This window comes from Simplicispira sp. GW247-4R2A, from assembly GCF_059424465.1.
Window position 1 is genome coordinate 234,277 of record NZ_JBWKZM010000002.1, and the last position, 18,170, is coordinate 252,446.

14 protein-coding genes and 1 pseudogene are annotated in these 18,170 nt (G+C 60.6%); 13 read left to right on the forward strand and 2 right to left on the reverse strand.

Annotation, left to right across the window (positions count from 1 at the left end):
* A pseudogene (locus AC07ZH_RS02630) lies at positions 1-404 on the forward strand (oxidoreductase dimerization domain-containing protein); the annotation flags it as partial.
* Positions 405-462: 58 nt separating this feature from the next.
* Here AC07ZH_RS02630 and AC07ZH_RS02635 read toward each other — a convergent pair.
* Positions 463-1,137 (reverse strand): Crp/Fnr family transcriptional regulator, encoded by a 675-nt coding sequence (locus AC07ZH_RS02635; RefSeq protein WP_495198426.1) that lies wholly within the window; start codon positions 1,135-1,137, stop codon positions 463-465.
* 91 nt (positions 1,138-1,228) lie between these two features.
* The gene (locus AC07ZH_RS02640) at positions 1,229-2,221 is read right to left on the reverse strand and encodes a GlxA family transcriptional regulator (protein WP_495198427.1); all 993 of its coding nucleotides are present in this window, start codon (positions 2,219-2,221) and stop codon (positions 1,229-1,231) included.
* A 114-nt stretch (positions 2,222-2,335) separates the two neighbouring features.
* Between AC07ZH_RS02640 and AC07ZH_RS02645 the strand changes: the two genes are divergently transcribed.
* The 12 genes from AC07ZH_RS02645 to mmsB all read left to right on the forward strand — a co-directional run bounded on the left by AC07ZH_RS02645 (position 2,336) and on the right by mmsB (position 18,164).
* Complete coding sequence (locus AC07ZH_RS02645) at positions 2,336-2,623, forward strand: hypothetical protein (protein ID WP_495198428.1); 288 nt, start codon at positions 2,336-2,338, stop codon at positions 2,621-2,623.
* Between the two features lie 229 nt (positions 2,624-2,852).
* Positions 2,853-6,395: an indolepyruvate ferredoxin oxidoreductase family protein gene (locus tag AC07ZH_RS02650; RefSeq protein ID WP_495198429.1), complete on the forward strand. Its 3,543-nt coding sequence runs from the start codon at positions 2,853-2,855 to the stop codon at positions 6,393-6,395.
* Between the two features lie 2 nt (positions 6,396-6,397).
* Positions 6,398-7,126 carry an enoyl-CoA hydratase-related protein gene (locus tag AC07ZH_RS02655; RefSeq protein ID WP_495198430.1) on the forward strand — a complete coding sequence of 243 codons (729 nt, stop codon included), beginning with the start codon at positions 6,398-6,400 and terminating at the stop codon, positions 7,124-7,126.
* Entirely contained in the window at positions 7,123-7,845 is a 723-nt protein-coding gene (locus tag AC07ZH_RS02660; RefSeq protein ID WP_495198431.1) for an NAD(P)H-dependent oxidoreductase, read from the forward strand. Before AC07ZH_RS02655 ends, AC07ZH_RS02660 begins: the two co-directional genes overlap by 4 nt.
* Before the next feature lie 15 nt (positions 7,846-7,860).
* A complete protein-coding gene (locus tag AC07ZH_RS02665; RefSeq protein ID WP_495198432.1) occupies positions 7,861-8,694 on the forward strand; it encodes an amidohydrolase family protein in 834 nt (277 codons plus the stop codon).
* Between the two features lie 44 nt (positions 8,695-8,738).
* Positions 8,739-9,515, forward strand: a complete 777-nt coding sequence (locus tag AC07ZH_RS02670; RefSeq protein WP_495198433.1) for an enoyl-CoA hydratase/isomerase family protein — start codon at positions 8,739-8,741, stop codon at positions 9,513-9,515.
* 164 nt (positions 9,516-9,679) lie between these two features.
* Positions 9,680-11,029 (forward strand): MFS transporter, encoded by a 1,350-nt coding sequence (locus AC07ZH_RS02675; RefSeq protein WP_495198434.1) that lies wholly within the window; start codon positions 9,680-9,682, stop codon positions 11,027-11,029.
* A gap of 190 nt (positions 11,030-11,219) precedes the next feature.
* Positions 11,220-12,914 carry an AMP-binding protein gene (locus AC07ZH_RS02680; protein WP_495198435.1) on the forward strand — a complete coding sequence of 565 codons (1,695 nt, stop codon included), beginning with the start codon at positions 11,220-11,222 and terminating at the stop codon, positions 12,912-12,914.
* A 249-nt stretch (positions 12,915-13,163) separates the two neighbouring features.
* Positions 13,164-14,348, forward strand: a complete 1,185-nt coding sequence (locus tag AC07ZH_RS02685) for an acetyl-CoA C-acyltransferase family protein (RefSeq protein ID WP_495198436.1) — start codon at positions 13,164-13,166, stop codon at positions 14,346-14,348.
* A gap of 95 nt (positions 14,349-14,443) precedes the next feature.
* Positions 14,444-15,949, forward strand: coding sequence for a CoA-acylating methylmalonate-semialdehyde dehydrogenase (locus AC07ZH_RS02690; protein WP_495198437.1), 1,506 nt, complete (start codon positions 14,444-14,446; stop codon positions 15,947-15,949).
* Positions 15,950-16,023: 74 nt separating this feature from the next.
* Positions 16,024-17,190 carry an acyl-CoA dehydrogenase family protein gene (locus AC07ZH_RS02695; protein ID WP_495198438.1) on the forward strand — a complete coding sequence of 389 codons (1,167 nt, stop codon included), beginning with the start codon at positions 16,024-16,026 and terminating at the stop codon, positions 17,188-17,190.
* Positions 17,191-17,240: 50 nt separating this feature from the next.
* Positions 17,241-18,164 carry a 3-hydroxyisobutyrate dehydrogenase gene (gene mmsB, locus AC07ZH_RS02700; protein WP_495198439.1) on the forward strand — a complete coding sequence of 308 codons (924 nt, stop codon included), beginning with the start codon at positions 17,241-17,243 and terminating at the stop codon, positions 18,162-18,164.
* Positions 18,165-18,170 lie beyond the last annotated feature (6 nt).

Sequence of the window (18,170 nt, forward strand, 5' to 3'; positions counted from 1 at the left end):
GCCGAAAGCGCCCCACCCCTTTGAGCATTGTCTTCTCGGATCCACAGATCATGGTGGCGGGCCAGACGCATGCTCAGTTGAGCCAGTCCGGCGTGGATTTCACGGTTGGCACAGTGTCCTTCGCCAACCAGGGCCGCAGCCGAGTCATGCTGAAGAACAAAGGGGCATTGCACTTGTATGCGGCAAGCGACTCCGGGCAACTCCTGGGGGCGGAAATGATCGGGCCTGCTGCAGAGCATGTCGCTCACTTGCTGGCCTGGTCCATCCAGCGTGGTGACACCGTGCACGAGATGCTCGGATATCCCTTCTATCACCCTGTCATCGAAGAAGGCTTGCGCACGGGCTTGCGGAATCTCGCACGAGCCATGCCCGATCGGAAACAAATGGGAGCCTTTCTCGGCTGAGTGCGGTACTGTTCGGTCTCGGTCCGCAGCCGTCCGTTGTCAACGCGTGGCCGCGCTGTCAAATCCCGATGTAGTTGCGCAGGCGTTGTGTGTGGACGATCAAATAGCCTTTAGTGCCTTCGGTACGGACGATTCCATCCTGCTTGAACGAGGCCAGAGCCATATTCACTCGCTGGCGCGAGAGTCCGCAAATCAATGCCAACTCGTGTTGATGGATCGACAGCCTGTGCGCGTCTTCGCTTCCGTTCTTGGCGAGCATCAGGAGTGCCTTCGCAACCCGCTTCTCAGGCCCCAGCAGGCGCGACGCCACAAGCATCCCGACGAATTCGCCCATTCGGGCGTTCATGACATCGCAAAGAAAGTTGCTGAACTCAAGTGACGAACTGCGCAGCACATTGAAGGTGTTCGCAGGAACAAGGCAGAGATGTGCGGAGGTCAGCGAGCGCAGGTCGTACTGCATCAGTTCCCTCTTCAACAAGGAGCCGTCGCCGCACCATTCTCCTTCCCGGAGATAGTACAGCGTCGTCTCGTCTCCTTCAGGGCCGACGATGTACATCTGCAGGTGGCCGCGCATGACGCCGTACCAGTATGCGCTGGGCTCACCGGCGCGGGCAACATACTCGCCAGCGGCCACCTTTATCTCCGCTGACGTTCCTAGCGTCATGGCCCGAAGTTCGGCGGAGAGCGTGTGGAACCATGGCCACTTCCCGAGGAAGTCGGCTAAGCTTGCCATGGGAGTTTCGTCCACTGTGGATGCTTGGATGATTCTTTGTTCCATCATTCGTTTGCAACGCCTCAGCCACTGGCAACTGTGTTGATCCGGCCTAGATCGAGGAGTCCATCTGGAAGCGGCCGCGGTAGGCTCCCGGACTCATCCCAATGCGCTGACGGAAGAGTCTGGAGAAGGAACTGGTGTCGCTGTATCCGACCTGGCTCGCCACTTCTTCTACGCTATGTGAGCTTGTCTCGAGCAGTGCGCGCGCAGCTTCTAGCCGAAGATCTTGAAGATAGGCCAGCGGCGTTTGATCCAGAACGCTGCGGAAGCGCCGGATGAGGGTTCTGTCGCTGACCGCGAGCGCATCGGCAAGCTCGGTGATCCTCAGGTCATTGGTCATGTTGCTCTGCAGCCAGCGTTGGGCTCGATGCACCAGCTCGTCTGAGTGGTTCTTCTGTGCCAACAATGGAAGGTAGGGAATCTGGCTGGTTTGGCTCACGTCGATCAGCATTGCCTTCGCACACTGTGACGCGATGACCGGCCCAGCAAAGCGCTCGATGACCCGCACGGTCTGAATCAGGTACGACGCTGACGCGCCTGCGCAGATCAGTCGATCCATTTCCGTGATTACGGGGCGAAGTTGCAGGTCGACGCGCGGAAACTTCGCCCTGAATTGCCGCTCCAGCCACCATGTGGTCGTTGCCGTGCGCTCATCCAGCAAGCCCGTCTGGGCCAGGATGAAGGTACCCGTGCAGTTCGCAGCGACCCATGATCCTGCATGCCATTGCGCCGATAGCCACGCGCAGGCATCGGCCTGCCGGTCGAGGAACTGGTCGAACTGCCGGTGCCCGCCATAGTGGAAGCTGGGAACAAACACCAAATCATAGCGTTCGCGCGGTCCCAACTTATGGGTTCGCAAAGGCAGCCCATTGCTGGCAATCGCCGGCTCGCCCGACGGCGACACGAAACGCCAATCGAACAATGCCGAAGCCGGCGCATTTTCGAGCTTCAGATGCGAGTTCGCAATCTGAAGGATGTCGGCAAACCCTGCCACGCTGGAGGCGTAGCAGCCGTCGAAGGTCAGGATGGCAGCACGTGTCATTCGTCGTAAACAGCATAGAACATGTCAGTTTCGACAATTTACACCAACCCATGCAAGTCTGCCTAATGAGTGTTGCTGGCCTCTAGACCAGCGACCACAAGAAGGAGCACGGAGATGAGCGGCATACCCTTTGCGTTAGTGCGCAGCAACGTTCCTGACTGCGATCAAGATTCGCGGCATCAGATGGATGTGAAGTCTCGCCACATGGTTGACAGAGAAACTCATCCCGCTTTAGAAGACGGCGATCAGATTTCTGTACTGGGAGGCTGCCAGGGATTCGCTGTTGTCCCGGCCGGTCAAGCGCGGGACTTCTATCGTGGGTACGCGTTGGTGGCCGTCCCAGCCATGGCAATGGCAGCGGTGGTCGGAATCGCCTATTTCGTGTTTGGGCCGTCGTTCTGAGTGCCTCCACTGTCTGCACCTCAGTGCGTTATGGCGGATTTGGCATAAACAAAGTCAATTTCGCCAATGTACGAGAAGGACTGTGTGTCGGTTAATAGAGGGGTGGCATCCCGACCGAGTAACAAATACAAGGAGTTCCCCATGAGCCTGTCACCGCGTGCAACTGCTTCGCGCGAAGCACATTTCAGTGCTGTTCTTTCCGCCTGCATCCAACATGGGGAGGTGGGGCATGTCTGAGGTCACGCCGCCGGCTGGAGCCCTGCTGCGTCCGGCGAAACTCGAAGACCGCTATCAGCTCGATCGCGGCCCCGCCTACATCAGCGGTTCGCAGGCACTGGTCCGGCTGCTGCTCAACCAGAGTGCGCGTGACCGTGCGGTAGGGTTGAATACCGCTGGGTTTGTGAGTGGCTACCGCGGGTCGCCGCTGTCTGGCCTCGACCAGGTGCTCTGGGGTATCCAGAAACTCCTGAAGGAAAAGCAGATCGAGTTCATCCCGGGCCTCAACGAAGACCTGGCTGCGACCGCCTGCTGGGGAACCCAGCAATTGATGCAGCACCCGGAGGAGGCCACGGTCGATGGCGTGTTCGCTATGTGGTACGGCAAGGGGCCCGGCGTCGACAGAAGTGCGGACGCCCTCAAGCATGCCAATGCGGCTGGAACTTCCCCGCATGGCGGAGCGCTCGTCCTGGCCGCCGACGATCACACGGCCAAGTCGTCCTCGTTTGCGCACCAGAGCGAGCAGTTGCTGGTTGCGTCGTTCATTCCCATCCTGTACCCGAGCAACGTGCAGGAATACCTCGACTACGGGATTCATGGCTGGGCGATGAGCCGCGCGTCGGGCCTGTGGGTGGGGCTCAAGTGTGTGGGGGATATCGTCGAGACTACATCGATTGCGGACGTCGATCCGTTCCGGGTCGAATGCCGGCCGCCCGAGGATTTCAAGCCGACGGAAGACGTCCACATCCGCTGGCCCGACGTATGGGCGACGCAAGAGCCGCGGATCGTGCGCACTAAGCTGCCTTTGGCGCTGTCCTACTGCCGTGCCAACGGGTTGAACCGCATCGTCGCCAAAGGCACAAGTTCCCGCATCGGCATCATTGCGGGCGGCAAGCCCTACAACGATGTGCGCGAAGCTCTGGAACTGCTCGGCATCAGCGAGCAGGACATGGCCGCAAGGGGCATAGCCCTTTTGAAGCTGGGCATGGTCTGGCCGCTGGAGCCACAGATCATCCGCGAGTTTGCGCTGGGCCTCGACGAGATCTTCGTGGTCGAAGAGAAGAGGGCGCTGATCGAGCAGCAGGTCAAGGACATCCTCTACCCGCTTGCCGCAAGCGGTGAGAAAGCGCCTCAGGTCGTTGGCAAGTCCAGTGGCGGGCTCCAATGCGCAGAATTCGAGATTCCGCATGAGCATCGCCTCTTGCGTGGGGACTCTGAACTGGGTCCCTTGGATATCGCGGCGGCTCTGCGGGCCCGGCTGCATGCCGCAGGCATGGATGCATGCCAGGCGCTCCCCTTCACGCCAGAAAAGGGAAAGCTTCTGGCGCCCCTTATGCGCACGCCGTACTTCTGCTCCGGCTGCCCGCACAGCAGCTCCACCAAGGTACCGGAGGGCTCGCGCGCCACGGCCGGGATCGGCTGCCACTACATGGCTAATTGGATGGATCGCCGCACCGAGAGCTACACGCACATGGGCGGTGAGGGGGCTCCATGGGTGGGGCAAAGCCGCTTCTCCAAGCGGCCGCATATGTTCGCCAACATGGGCGATGGCACGTTCTTCCATTCGGGCTCGCTCTCCATCCGTCAGGCCGTGGCGGCCAAGACGCCGATGACGTTCAAGGTCCTGTTCAACGACGCTACAGCGCTCACGGGCGGACAACCGCACGACGGGCCTCTCACGGCGCCGATGCTGACGCAGCTGCTGCATGCCGAAGGTGTGACGCGCGTCGTGGTTGTCAGTGACGACGTCGAGAAATACAAGGGGCACGAAGCAGCGTTTGCACCTGGCACGACCTTCCATCACCGGCGCGATCTGGACGCCGTTCAGTGCGAACTGCGCGAATTGCCCTTCGTGACCGCTTTGGTCTACGACCAAACCTGCGCCGCCGAAAAGCGCCGTCGGCGCAAGCGCAACAACTATCCGGATCCTCAGGTCCGCTACATCATCAACCCGGAAGTGTGCGAGGGCTGCGGCGACTGCACTGTCAAGAGCAACTGCGTCTCCATCGAGCCGCTGGAGACGCCGCTGGGCCGCAAGCGCCAGATCAACCAGTCTTCGTGCAACAAAGACTACTCCTGTGCCGACGGCTTTTGCCCGAGCTTCGTGGCCGTAGAGGGTGGGGCCTTGCGCAAGAAGCCGGTCGATTCCGGTGCCGGCTCCGAAGGCGATCCGGCAGCCTGGCCCGAACCGGCACATCCCCAACTGCCTGCGCTGCACACGAGCTATGCGGTGCTGGTCAACGGCATTGGTGGCACGGGCGTGCTGACGATCGGCAACATCCTGGGCATGGCGGCTCATCTGCAGGGTCTGCATTGCTCCGTGATGGACATGGCAGGCCTGGCCCAGAAGGGCGGCGCGGTGTGGAGCCATGTGCGCATCGCGGCATCTGCCGAGGACGTCCACGCACCCCGCATACCGGACGCCGCCGCCGATGCGCTCATCGGGGGCGATCTGGTGGTGAGCGCGCATCCGGACTCCATCAGTCGACTGAAGTCCGATTGCCGCGTCATAGTGAACACCAATGTATCGCCCACCTCCGACTTCCAGCGCAACCGCGACTTCAGCATGCCGAATGAGGCGCTGTGGGCCACCATCGAGCAGGCGTGTGCAGAGAAAAACCTGGCCAAGATTCCGGCGCATGACATCGCAGTGCGTTACTGCGGAGATAGTGTCTACGCCAACATGATCTTGTTGGGTGCTGCTTGGCAGGCGGGGCAGGTGCCGTTGTCGCACGATGCGCTTTGCCGCGCGATCGAACTGAACGGGCAGGCGGTGGCTGCGAACTTGCGCGCGTTCAAGATCGGTCGGCAGTACGTTGTGTCGCCAGAGCGGCTGGTGGCAAAGCCCGCTGCGGTGGTGCAATGGGCTCCAAGGGCAGGCAAGGAAGACGTGCAGCAACTGGTGCAGGACCGCCACATGCGGCTCGTGGCCTATCAGGGTAGCAGCTATGCCCAGCAGTACGAAGATTTTCTGCGGACGGTACGCTCGTCCGGTGCTGTTAGGCCCGCCGGCTACGAGCAGGCCGTCGCCAAGAACCTCTTCAAGCTGATGGCTTACAAGGACGAGTACGAGGTCGCACGCCTGCATTCGTCTGCGGAACTGCGCAAGCTGATTGAAAGCCAGTTCGATGGGGAATACAAAATTGGGTTCTCCTTGGCGCCACCACTCTTTGCCCGTCGTGGTTCTGATGGCCTCCCGCGCAAGAAGCTGTATGGCGGCTGGATGGCGTCGGCCTTCGGAGTCCTTGCGAAGCTGAAATTCCTGCGAGGCACGTTATTCGATCCGTTCGGGTACACGCATGAGCGCAGGACGGAGCGCGCGTTGATCGAGGAATACACGCAGGGTATCCAGGCGACAATCCCTTTCATCGCGGCCAAGCAGAAGGAGTGTCTGGAGCTGGCACGCATACCCGAGCAGATACGTGGGTTCGGGCACGTGAAACTGCAAGCCATCGAGGAGGCGCGTGAACGTCAGCGTGCCTTGCTGGCTGAGATCACTGGCAAGGACATGCCGTCGATGACCCAGCGGCACCGCTTGCAAGGAGCAGCATCGTGAGTATGACGATTACCGATTCCATCCAATGCAGTGTGCAGGACGGGGTATGGCATCTCTGTATAACTCGGCCAGAGAAGCGCAACGCGCTCACCATGCCAATGTTTACGGCCATTGCCAATGCTCTGAACGCAGCAGATCAAAGGGACGATGTGCGTTGTGTTCTGGTGACGGGGGCGGGTGACGTGTTCTGCGCCGGACATGACTTGAAGGCCTTTGACGAATGGCCTCAACAACCGCAGGATGCCGTGCCATTCTTCCTGCACGCCATCGCCGACGTGAGGAAACCTGTCGTGATCGCTGTGCATGGCTCTGCCACCGGGATCGGCGTGACTTGGCTGCTGCATGCCGATTGGGTGGTGACGAGTGCCGACACGGTCTTCTGCCTCCCCTTCATCGATCTGGGCATTGTTCCAGAGGCTGCCAGCACACTGCTGCTGCAGCGTGCCATTGGCATGCCGCGTGCCAAACGCCTGCTCTTTGGTGGTGAGAAATTCACGGGCGCAGAGGCATACGAGTGGGGACTGGTCGCAGAGATCTCGCCCGCTGATGAGGTCGGCTCAAGCGCCTCAGAACGTGCAAAGCTTCTAGCCTCGAAGGATCCGGCGATTCTTCGGCGCATCAAGGACTGGCTGCATCCCAGCAGCGAGTATCACCAACGCATTGACGAAGAGGTGATCGAAATCAACGCGGCCGTCGGCCGCCGTCGAAAGGCTATGGAGAGCACGCAATGAAACGCGCACACATCGTTTACGCACACCCTGAACCGAACTCGTTCGTCGCGGCCATGCGCGACATGACCAAAGAAGCCTTGGAGAAGGATGGCTGGCAGACGAGCGTTACAGATCTGCAAGCTATCAACTTCGATGCTGTAGCAAGTGCAGATGACTTTGGTACCAGGTCTCGCGAAGATTACCTTGTCTACCCACTGGAGCAGCGACATGCCTGGCAAAACAAGACGCTCGACCCGCAGATTGCCGCCGAGGTCGAGGCCGTACGCAATGCCGATCTACTGGTGCTGGTATTTCCAATCTTCTGGTACTCAGTACCAGCGCAGCTCAAAGGGTGGATTGACCGGGTGTTTCTTTCCGGTGTCTTTTACGGTGGGATGCGGGTGTACGACCAAGGCGGCATGCGCGGCAAGCGCGCGATGGTTGTGGCGTCCCTGGGCGGGCGCGACTACATGTTCGGCCCCGGCTCGATCCATGGCGACCTGAAGGACATGCTCAAGCACCTGCTGCAAGGCACGTTAGGGTATGTCGGCTATTCAGTCCATGAACCGTTTTTTGCCTATCACGTCCCATACGTGGAAAACACTGAGCGCACTGGCATGCTCATGAAACTCTTCCATGCCGTGGAGAACATCGACAGCCGGCCAGTACTTCCCATGCCGAGCCTGGATGATTTCGACGACCAGTTCCGGCCCAAGGTGGCGCAGACTTCATCCACCTGACCTAGGAGTAGTGAGATGACCGAAATCATTGATGCCTGGATGCAGCTTCCGAACAAGGCGTACTTGCTCGACCCCATGTTCGATTCGCTGCGCCGTTGGCCGACGGCTTGGCGGACGTTGGCGCAGGACAACCCGGACATCTCGCACCACGAGGCGCTCAAGACGTTCCGCGAGCAGGGTGTGACGCGGGCTATTGCAAGTGCGTGGTGGGGGCCTGCGGGGCCAATGATCACGAACGACGAAGTGTCCGTAGCGGTCAAGGCGAATGCCGGATATGTGGTCGGCATTGCGTCCGTGGACATCAACAGGCCGATGGATGCGGTGAGGGAACTGCGCCGATGCGTCAAGCAGTTCGGTTTTAAAGGGCTGCGTGTCCTGCCCTGGCTGTGGGGAATTCCTCCTGATGATCGCAGGTACTACCCCCTCTATGCCGAATGCGTTGAACTCGATGTCACCTTCTGTCTGCAGGTGGGCCATGCCGGGCCGATGCGGCCTTCGGAGCCTGGGCGGCCGATCCCGTATTTGGACAACGTCGCGCACGAGTTCCCTGAACTGCGCATCGTCGGTGGGCACATCGGATTCCCATGGGTGAACGAGATGATCTCGCTCATGATGAAGCATCCTAACGTGTACGTCGACACCTCGGCCTACAAGGCTTCCCGCTTTCCTCAGGAACTGGTGGCCTACATGCGCGGTCCCGGAAAGCACAAGGTGCTTTTCGGCACCAACTATCCGATGCTGACCCCTGCGGAATGTCTGAAGGACATCCAGGCGCTGGAACTCGGAGACGATGTACTCCCTCGATTCCTTGCAGGGAATGCGCGTCGCGCGTTCAAACTGGAAGATTAAATCCACCGGCCGCTATTTCGCTTAACAACTGAAGGAGACTCCACATGGCATGGGATATCGAAGTCATTGATGAATGCGCCGTCGTGCGCATGAACACCAACAAGGTCAACGTCCAGAACGATCAGTTCTTCGCCGACCTGCACACAGCATTCGATCGCCTCGAACGCGAATTCAGCGAGCTGCCGGTCGTCCTGACGGGGCAGGGCGATGCGTTCTCGGCTGGTATCGATTTCCAGTACAGCTTCGAGATCTTCGGAAGCGGTAGCCTCGACAAGATCCGCGACTGGTACAAGGCGTACCGCGAAACCAATCTGCGCATCTTCCGGTACCCCCGGCCGACGGTGGCAGCTATCAATGGTCATGCCATCGCGGGTGGCCTGATCACTGCCCTGGATTGTGATTTCCGCGTCGCGGCCCGCAAGACCGCGAAATTCGGGCTCAACGAAGTCCCTATCGGCATTCCCATGCCTGCTGCCTACGTGGAGATCATCAAGTACGCCTTGGGCGACAAGGTGGGGGCGCTGACCACCTTGAAGGGCGAGTTATACGGCCTGGAAGAGGCCGAGCGTCTGGGGTTCTTTCATGAAGTGGTGGAACCGGACCAGCTGCTATCCACGGCCATTCGCTATGCACGCTGCATCACTCCTGACTGCAATATCGCCTATGCGATGTCCAAGAAGGCGCTGCAGGATGCGACGAACAAGCAGATCGACGAGCGCACTGTTGCTCTCGATGCCATGCTGCCGAACGGTATGAGCGACCCTGGCAACCGGCAAGCTCAGGATCGCCGTCGGCTAGAGATCATGCACAAGCGCAAATAGGCCGGCACGCAACGCGCGTCGCACCTTCAACGCGCATCTCACCTTACAGACCGTTTCGCCTCCGCCCCTTCACTGAGGGAGGAGGTCACTTTGCCATAGTTTTCAGAACAGATATCTGTGTCAAGACGTTTGGCAGCCTTTCACCATTTGGTGGAGGAGACCGTATGCATCACATCGACATTCAAAAGCTTGTAGACGAAGCCCGATTCAACGGCTTCCACTTTGTTGTTCTCTTCTTGTGCGCCGTGATCATCGTCGCCGACGGCTACGACCTGGCCGTTGCGGGAATCGCGCTCCCGGCCATCATGAAGGACATGAATGTTGACCCGACAACGGCCGGGTTCATGACGAGTTCGGCACTGTTCGGCATGATGTTTGGCGCAATGGGCCTGGGCATGCTTGCCGACAAGATTGGTCGTCGCTGGGCGCTTTCGATCTCGGTATTTCTTTTCAGTGCCTTCACTGCGGCTGCCGCCCTGGCGAGCGATCCCGTCACTTTCAGCGTCTTGCGCTTCATTGCGGGGCTCGGCATTGGTGGCGCATTGCCTTGCACGACTGCGCATATGACCGAGTACGCACCCAAGAAGCTGCGAGGGGTGCTGGCGACAGCGATGCTGTGCGGCTATGCGGTGGGGAGTGTGCTGGCCACGCTGATTGGCAAGCAGTTCTTGGAGATCTATGGGTGGCAGTCGGTGTTCTTCGCGGCAGGTGCACCGGTCATTCTGATTCCATTCATTCTGAAGTACATGCCTGAGTCGATGTCCTTCTTGATGAAGCGCAATGACAATGCAAGCCTTCGACAAATCGTGGCCCGCATCGCGCCGGGCCACTTTCTTCCTGCCGATGCGCGTTTTCAGATGCCGGTGGATGGCAAGGCTGATGGCGCGCCCGTCGGCAAGTTGTTTCAGAACGGGCGCGGCTTCAGTACGGTCATGTTCTCGGCAGCCTTCTTCACTGCGTTGTTCATGATGTATGCGCTGAGTACGTGGCTCGTCAAGCTGATGGCCATGGCAGGCCACAGCGTTGGCTCCGCGCTGAACTTCCTGCTGATCTACAACGGCGGTGCCATCGTTGGGGCGGTGCTCGGTGGCTGGCTTGGCGACAAGCTGAATATCAAGTGGGTCCTGTGCACCTTCTTCGCCGCATCCGTGGTTTCGTTGACGCTGCTGGGTTATGGCGTGCAGCCGCTGGCCCTGGTTATCGCTGTCGTCGGCGCTTCCACGCTGGGCACCGGGATTCTGGTCTATGCCTACGCCGCTCAGTTCTATCCGGCTGCTGTCCGCTCCACTGGAGTGGGATTTGCTTCGGGCGTGGGGCGTGCTGGCGGGATTGCGGCACCGATCGGTATCGGCATGCTGATGTCCATGCAATTGCCCTTGGAGCAGAACTTCATCGCTATTGCCTTGGCGGGAGCCGTCGGCGTCGTCGCGGTGGCCTTGATCGACCACCGCCGCGCTGCGTCTGTCCACGGGGCGGATGCGAAGGGGGGCGTTGCAGCCCCTGCACGTACTTGATGAACCGCTGGTGAGCTACAGATATCGAGCGCGTGAATCATGGTTCACCAGAACATTTCCGTGCTATTGAGAAAGGCGGCCAGGCGCTGTCACACGAAGGCATCCATTCGTTGAGACGAGTGACGTTGGCGCTACGCACAGCTTCCAGGCGCGTGGGGCTTGAGTGAATGAATTATTGGAGACTGAATCGATGACCAAGTTAGAGACGAGCTATTCGCGTGGAGCGACGGACAGGCCACTGATCGAGCAGACGATCGGCGCCTTCTTCGACGAGATAGTCGGAAGGTTCCCCGACAAGGAAGCGGTGGTCTCATGTCACCAAGGCATCCGGTACACCTATCTCGAGTTGCAGCGTGAAGTCAACCGGATGGCGAGCGCTTTGTTTCGAATGGGACTGGAGCCCGGTGACAGGATCGGGATCTGGTCGCACAACAACGTCGAATGGCTCGTCACCCAGTTCGCAACAGCCAAAGCCGGGGTCATCCTCGTCAACATCAATCCGGCGTATCGGGTGGCTGAGCTGGAGTACGCGCTGAACAAGGTCGAATGCAAGGCGTTGATCATGATGCCAACCTTCAAGACGACCGACTATCTGGAGATGATCCGGAGCATCGCACATGAAGTGAGCGGTGCGGTTCCTGGACGCCTTGAGTCCGCCAGACTGCCGTCGCTGAAAACCGTCGTCCAAATTGGAAGCGATACGGTTCCTGGTTTCATGCGCTTCTCGGATCTGCTTGCGATGGGCGAGCCGGCTGATCAGGCCGTCCACTCCCTCGGCGCGCGATTGCGGAACACCGATGCCATCAACATTCAGTTCACGAGCGGCACCACGGGTTCTCCCAAGGGCGCGACCCTGACCCATCGCAACGTGCTGAATAACGGGTTCTTCATTGGCGAAGCCATGCGGCTGTCCCCAGACGACCGTCTTTGCATCCCGGTGCCGCTGTACCACTGCTTCGGAATGGTGGTCGGCAACCTTGCCGCTCTGACGCACGGCGCGACCATCGTGTACCCGAACGATGCGTTCGAGCCTGTGTCGGTGTTGCGGGCCGTGCAAGACGAGCGGTGTACGGCACTTCATGGCGTGCCGACCATGTTCATTGCCGAACTCGACCATCCGCGCTTCAAGGAGTTTGATCTCTCGACGCTGCGCACTGGGGTGATGGCCGGGTCGCCATGTCCAATCGAAGTGATGAAGCGCGTCGTGAGCGAGATGCATATGGGCGAGGTGACGATTGCCTACGGCATGACCGAAACCAGCCCGGCAAGCTGCCAAAGCACCACGGACACCCCTTTGGAGAAACGTGTTTCCACCATCGGAAAAGTGCTGCCTCATCTGGAGTTGAAAGTTATAGCTCCCGAGTCTGGGGAAATTCTTCCTGTGGGGGCCGTGGGCGAGCTTTGCACACGCGGCTATTCCGTGATGGGCGGATATTGGGAGGACGCCGCGAAAACCTCTGAGGCTATCGATGCAGAAGGCTGGATGCACTCAGGGGATCTCGCCACGATTGATGGGAACGGATACGTCAACATCGCGGGCCGCATCAAGGACCTGGTGATTCGAGGCGGAGAGAACGTCTACCCGCGGGAGGTCGAAGAGTTTCTCTATCGACATTCCGCCATCCAGGACGTGCAGGTGATTGGAGTGCCGGATCAGAAATACGGTGAGGAACTGTGCGCATGGGTTGTCCTTCGCGATGGTGCCACGCTCAGTGAAGATGAGTTGCGGTCGTTTTGCAAAGGGCAGATCGCGCACTACAAGATTCCTCGGTACATCCGCTTCGTCGAGAGCTTTCCAATGACGGTCACCGGAAAGATCCAGAAGTTCGTGATGCGAGAGATGATGAAGGAAGAACTTCGTCTCAGTGACTCAGCCTCTGCATGAGTCGCGACTGAGATATCTCTCAATCAGAGCGCTTTGGAAGAGCGCACGGTCTCTTGTTCTTGCCGGGCGCCAAGAACGGATACGTGGCGCCCATCCGTTGTGATTTCATATTGGCGGAATACGCATAGAAACAGTCAATTTAGCCACTGTTCTGTAAGGCCTGAAATCTCTAAAGTACTTGCAGTCGGGTGCCATGCCGTTTCTGGGCATCCACGCAATCTGACCATTTCAGCTTCAGACAGGCCCTCTATGAATGCTCGCGAAATCTTTGTTATCGCCACCGCTCGTACAGCCATCGGCACCTTTGGCGGTGCGTTGAAGGATGTGCCAAACACTCAGTTGGCAACCACTGCGGTCAAGGCCGCATTGGAGCGCAGCGGCGTTGCGCCCGATGCCATCGGGCATGTCGTCATCGGGAATGTGATCCCCACCGATCCGAAGGATGCGTACCTAAGTCGCGTCGCCGCCATCGATGCGGGGATACCGATAGAGACCCCAGCATTCAACGTCAATCGTCTGTGCGGCTCTGGGCTTCAGGCCATTGTTTCGGCTGCGCAGGCCATTGCCCAGGGCGATTGCGAGATCGCTATCGGAGGGGGTTCGGAGTCGATGAGCCGCGGTCCATACATTGATACTTCGGCGCGCTACGGTGCCCGCATGGGCGATGCGACGCTGGTTGACTACATGCTCGGCATCCTGCATGACCCCTGGGAAAAGATCCACATGGGCATCACCGCGGAGAACGTAGCGGAGCGCTTCAAGATCTCGCGCAAGCAGCAGGATGAACTGGCGGTTCTCAGCCAGAAACGCGCGGCCGCTGCCATCGCTGCGGGTCGCTTCAAGGAACAGATCGTTCCGGTGGAAATAAGGACCCGTAAGGGAGTTGTGCTGTTCGACACCGATGAGCACGTGCGGGGCGACACCACGGTCGAGTCCCTCGCCGCAATGAAGCCCGCCTTCAAGAAGGACGGGTTGGTCACAGCCGGAAACGCCTCCGGGATCAACGATGGCGCAGCTGCCGTGGTGTTGGCGGAAGGGAATCGCGTGAATACGCTGGGCCTCAAGCCGCTGGCTCGCTTGGTGGGCTATGCGCATGCGGGTGTGGAGCCTGCCTATATGGGTATCGGCCCCATTCCGGCTACGCGCAAGGTGCTGGCGCGCACGGGCCTGAAAGTCCAGGACCTCGATGTGATCGAGTCGAACGAGGCATTTGCGGCACAGGCTTGTGCGGTGATTCAGGAGCTTGGCTTCGATCCGGACAAGGTGAATCCGAATGGCTCCGGCATCTCGCTGGGTCACCCTGTCGGCGCGACGGGCGCAATCATCACGACGAAGGCAATCGCTGAATTGCACCGCATTGGTGGACGTTATGCGCTGGTGACGCTGTGCATCGGTGGAGGGCAGGGCATCGCCGCCATCTTCGAACGTGTCTGATTGAGTATCGCCCTCGCCTGCCACGTCCTATCGCGGTGAGAGCTCTGTGAATTTCAGGTGTCGAGTTCGATGCCGCATCATGTAAAGGAACCCCCGTGTCTAGTCCAATCCCCACCGTCAAGCTGCTCATCGGCGGCCAGTTCGTCGAATCCAAGACCACCGAGTGGCGCGACGTGGTCAACCCGGCCACCCAAGAGGTATTGGCCCGCGTGCCGTTTGCCACCGCTGAAGAAATCGACGCCGCCGTGGCCTCGGCCAAGGAAGCGTTCAAGACCTGGAAGAAGACGCCCATCGGCACGCGCGCCCGCATCTTCCTCAAGTACCAGCAGCTCATCCGCGAAAACATGGCCGAGCTGGCCGCCATCCTCACGGCAGAACAAGGCAAGACCCTGCCGGACGCCGAAGGTGATGTGTTCCGTGGCCTCGAAGTGGTCGAACACGCTGCCAGCATCGGCAACCTGCAGCTGGGCGAGCTGGCCAACAACGTGGCCGGTGGCGTCGATACCTACACCCTGCTGCAGCCGCTGGGCGTGTGCGCGGGCATCACCCCCTTCAACTTCCCGGCCATGATCCCGCTGTGGATGTTCCCCATGGCGATTGCCACGGGCAACACCTTCGTGCTCAAGCCCTCCGAGCAGGACCCCATGGTGACCATGCGCCTGGTCGAATTGGCGCTCGAAGCCGGCATTCCACCCGGTGTGCTCAACGTGATCCACGGCGGCGAAATGGCCGTGAACGCGATCTGCGACCACAAGGACATCAAGGCAGTCTCCTTCGTGGGCTCCACCAAGGTGGGCACCCATGTGTACAACCGCGCCACCCTGGCCGGCAAGCGTGCGCAATGCATGATGGGCGCCAAGAACCACGCCATCATCCTGCCCGACGCGAACAAGGAACAGTCGCTCAACGCCATCGCCGGTGCCGCATTTGGCGCGGCCGGCCAGCGCTGCATGGCCCTGCCCGTGGTGGTGCTGGTGGGCGAGGCGCAAAAGTGGATTCCCGAGCTGGTGGCCAAGGCCAAGACGCTCAAGGTCAACGGCGGCACCGAAAAGGGCACGGACGTGGGCCCACTGGTCTCCTGTGCAGCTTTGGCCCGTGTGGAAAGCCTGATCGAACGCGGCATTGCCGACGGCGCCACGCTGGAGCTGGACGGCCGCAAGCCCACGGTGCCCGGCTATGAAAAGGGCAACTTCGTGGGCCCGACGATCTTCTCGAACGTGAAGCCCGGCATGGCCATCTACGACCAGGAAATCTTTGGCCCCGTGCTGGCCCTGGTGCCCGCCGCCGACATCGATGAAGCCATCGAGTTCATCAACAGCAACCCGAATGGCAACGGCACCGCCATCTTCACCCAGTCGGGTGCGGCTGCACGCAAGTTCCATGAAGAGATCGATGTGGGCCAGGTCGGCATCAACGTGCCAATCCCCGTGCCAGTGCCGTTGTTCTCGTTCACGGGTTCGCGCGCGTCCAAGCTGGGCGACCTGGGCCCTTACGGCAAGCAGGTCGTCATGTTCTACACGCAGACCAAGACGGTGACCGAGCGCTGGTTCGACGACAGCACCACGAACCATGGCGTCAACACCACCATCAGCCTGAAGTAAAGCTGCTTGGCCGCCAGCACCTAGTCACAAAGGCTGGCAGTGATCAAGCGGCAAACGCGAGGAGACAGTCGTACATGGACTTTGAACTGACCGAGGAGCAAAGCGCCTTCGCCGACACTGCTCGCTCATTTGCCCAAGCCGAGTTGGCACCTTATGCAGCAGAGTGGGATAGCAAGCACATCTTTCCCCGCGAGGCGATCGCCAAGGCCGGCGGATTGGGTTTCTGCGGCCTGTATGCGCCCGAGAGAATCGGTGGCCTGCAGCTTCCCCGGCTCGACGCCACGCTGGTCTTCGAGGAAATGGCGGCGGTTGACCCTAGCACCACGGCCTTCATCACCATCCACAACATGGCGACCTGGATGCTCGGCACCTGGGGTTCAGACGGGGTGCGCGCCGATTGGGGCGAGGCCTTGACCAGCGGGAAAAAGCTCGCCAGCTACTGCCTGACCGAGCCCGGCGCGGGCTCGGACGCCGCTTCGCTCAAGACCCGGGCCGAGCTGTCCGGCAACGAATACGTGATCAACGGCGCCAAGGCCTTCATCAGCGGCGCGGGCAGCACCGACTTGCTGGTGCTCATGGCGCGCACGGGCGATGCAAATTCGGGCGCGAGCGGCATCAGCGCCTTTGCCGTGCCGGCCAACGCCGAGGGCGTGAGCTACGGCAAGAAGGAAGAGAAGATGGGCTGGAACAGCCAGCCCACGCGCACCATCAGCTTCGACAACGTGCGCATCCCGGCGGACCACCTGCTCGGCCGCGAGGGCGAGGGCTTCAAGATCGCGATGAAGGGCCTGGACGGCGGGCGCATCAACATCGCCACCTGCTCGGTGGGCGCCGCCCAGGGCGCGCTCGCGCAGGCCCAGCAGTACATGCAGGACCGCAAGCAGTTCGGCAAGCCGATTGCGAGCTTCCAGGCGCTGCAGTTCAAGCTGGCCGACATGGCCACCGAACTGGTGGCCGCACGCCAGATGGTGCGCCTAGCCGCGAGCAAGCTCGATGCGGGCGACCCCAACGCCAGCACCTACTGCGCCATGGCCAAGCGCTTCGCCACCGACGCGGGCTTCACCGTGGTGAACGATGCGCTGCAGCTGCACGGCGGTTACGGCTACATCCGAGAGTACCCGTTGGAGCGCCTGCTGCGCGACGCGCGCGTGCACCAGATCCTCGAAGGCACGAACGAGATCATGCGAGTGATCGTCGGCAGGCGCATGCTCGAAGGCGATGCGCCGGACGTGATTCGCTAGGTCTTGAATCCCTCGCACTGACCCCATTCCAGCACTCCCAGGAGATACAAATGAAAGTCGCCTTCATCGGCCTAGGCAACATGGGTGGCCCCATGGCCGTGAACCTGCAAAAGGCAGGCTACTCTGTCACCGCGTTCGACCTGAACAAGGATGCCTGCGCCAAGCTGCAGGCCGAGGGCGTGGCCGTGGCCGCGAGCGCGCAGGACGCCGTGCAGGGCGCCGAGGCCATTGTGACCATGCTGCCCGCCAGCCAGCACGTGGAAGGCCTGTTCCTGGGCAACGGCAATAGCCCAGGCCTGTTGGCCTCCGTTGCCAAGGGTGCGCTGGTGATCGACAGCTCCACCATCGCCGCAGCCGCCAGCCAGAAGGTGGCCAAGGCCGCCGAGGCCGAGGGCATCGCCTTCATCGACGCGCCCGTCTCGGGCGGCACCGGTGGCGCCATCGCTGGCACCCTCACTTTTATGGTGGGAAGCAGCGACGCCCACCTGGAACGCGCCCGCCCATTGCTCGAAAAGATGGGCTCCAACATCTTCCACGCCGGCAGCGTGGGCGCGGGCCAGACCGCCAAGATCTGCAACAACATGCTGCTGGGCATCCTGATGGTGGGCACCAGCGAGGCGATCTCCCTGGGCGTGGCCAATGGCCTGAACCCCAAGGTGCTGAGCGAAATCATGCGCCGCAGCTCAGGCGGCAACTGGGCGCTCGAAAAGTACAACCCCTTCCCCGGTGTGCACGAGAACGCCCCGGCCAGCAAGGGCTACGCAGGTGGCTTCGGCACCGACCTCATGCTCAAGGACCTGGGCCTGGCCCAGGAAAACGCCATGGCCACCAAGGCCAGCACCCCGCTGGGCGGCTTGGCACGCGCGATCTATGCGGCGCACAGCATCGCCGGGCATGGCGGGGAAGACTTCTCCAGCGTGATCAAGCTGCTGCAAAAGCATGGCTTATGCGCGGTGCCGGAGCAGAGATCATAAGGAATG

Coding starts and splice junctions, on each gene's coding strand:
- AC07ZH_RS02655 (WP_495198430.1), top strand. CDS start 6,398: ATGACGATTACCGATTCCATCCAATGCAGTGTGCAGGACGGGGTATGG.
- AC07ZH_RS02675 (WP_495198434.1), top strand. CDS start 9,680: ATGCATCACATCGACATTCAAAAGCTTGTAGACGAAGCCCGATTCAAC.
- AC07ZH_RS02680 (WP_495198435.1), top strand. CDS start 11,220: ATGACCAAGTTAGAGACGAGCTATTCGCGTGGAGCGACGGACAGGCCA.
- AC07ZH_RS02685 (WP_495198436.1), top strand. CDS start 13,164: ATGAATGCTCGCGAAATCTTTGTTATCGCCACCGCTCGTACAGCCATC.
- AC07ZH_RS02665 (WP_495198432.1), top strand. CDS start 7,861: ATGACCGAAATCATTGATGCCTGGATGCAGCTTCCGAACAAGGCGTAC.
- AC07ZH_RS02660 (WP_495198431.1), top strand. CDS start 7,123: ATGAAACGCGCACACATCGTTTACGCACACCCTGAACCGAACTCGTTC.
- AC07ZH_RS02640 (WP_495198427.1), bottom strand. CDS start 2,221: ATGACACGTGCTGCCATCCTGACCTTCGACGGCTGCTACGCCTCCAGC.
- mmsB (WP_495198439.1), top strand. CDS start 17,241: ATGAAAGTCGCCTTCATCGGCCTAGGCAACATGGGTGGCCCCATGGCC.
- AC07ZH_RS02695 (WP_495198438.1), top strand. CDS start 16,024: ATGGACTTTGAACTGACCGAGGAGCAAAGCGCCTTCGCCGACACTGCT.
- AC07ZH_RS02645 (WP_495198428.1), top strand. CDS start 2,336: ATGAGCGGCATACCCTTTGCGTTAGTGCGCAGCAACGTTCCTGACTGC.
- AC07ZH_RS02635 (WP_495198426.1), bottom strand. CDS start 1,137: ATGGCAAGCTTAGCCGACTTCCTCGGGAAGTGGCCATGGTTCCACACG.
- AC07ZH_RS02650 (WP_495198429.1), top strand. CDS start 2,853: ATGTCTGAGGTCACGCCGCCGGCTGGAGCCCTGCTGCGTCCGGCGAAA.
- AC07ZH_RS02670 (WP_495198433.1), top strand. CDS start 8,739: ATGGCATGGGATATCGAAGTCATTGATGAATGCGCCGTCGTGCGCATG.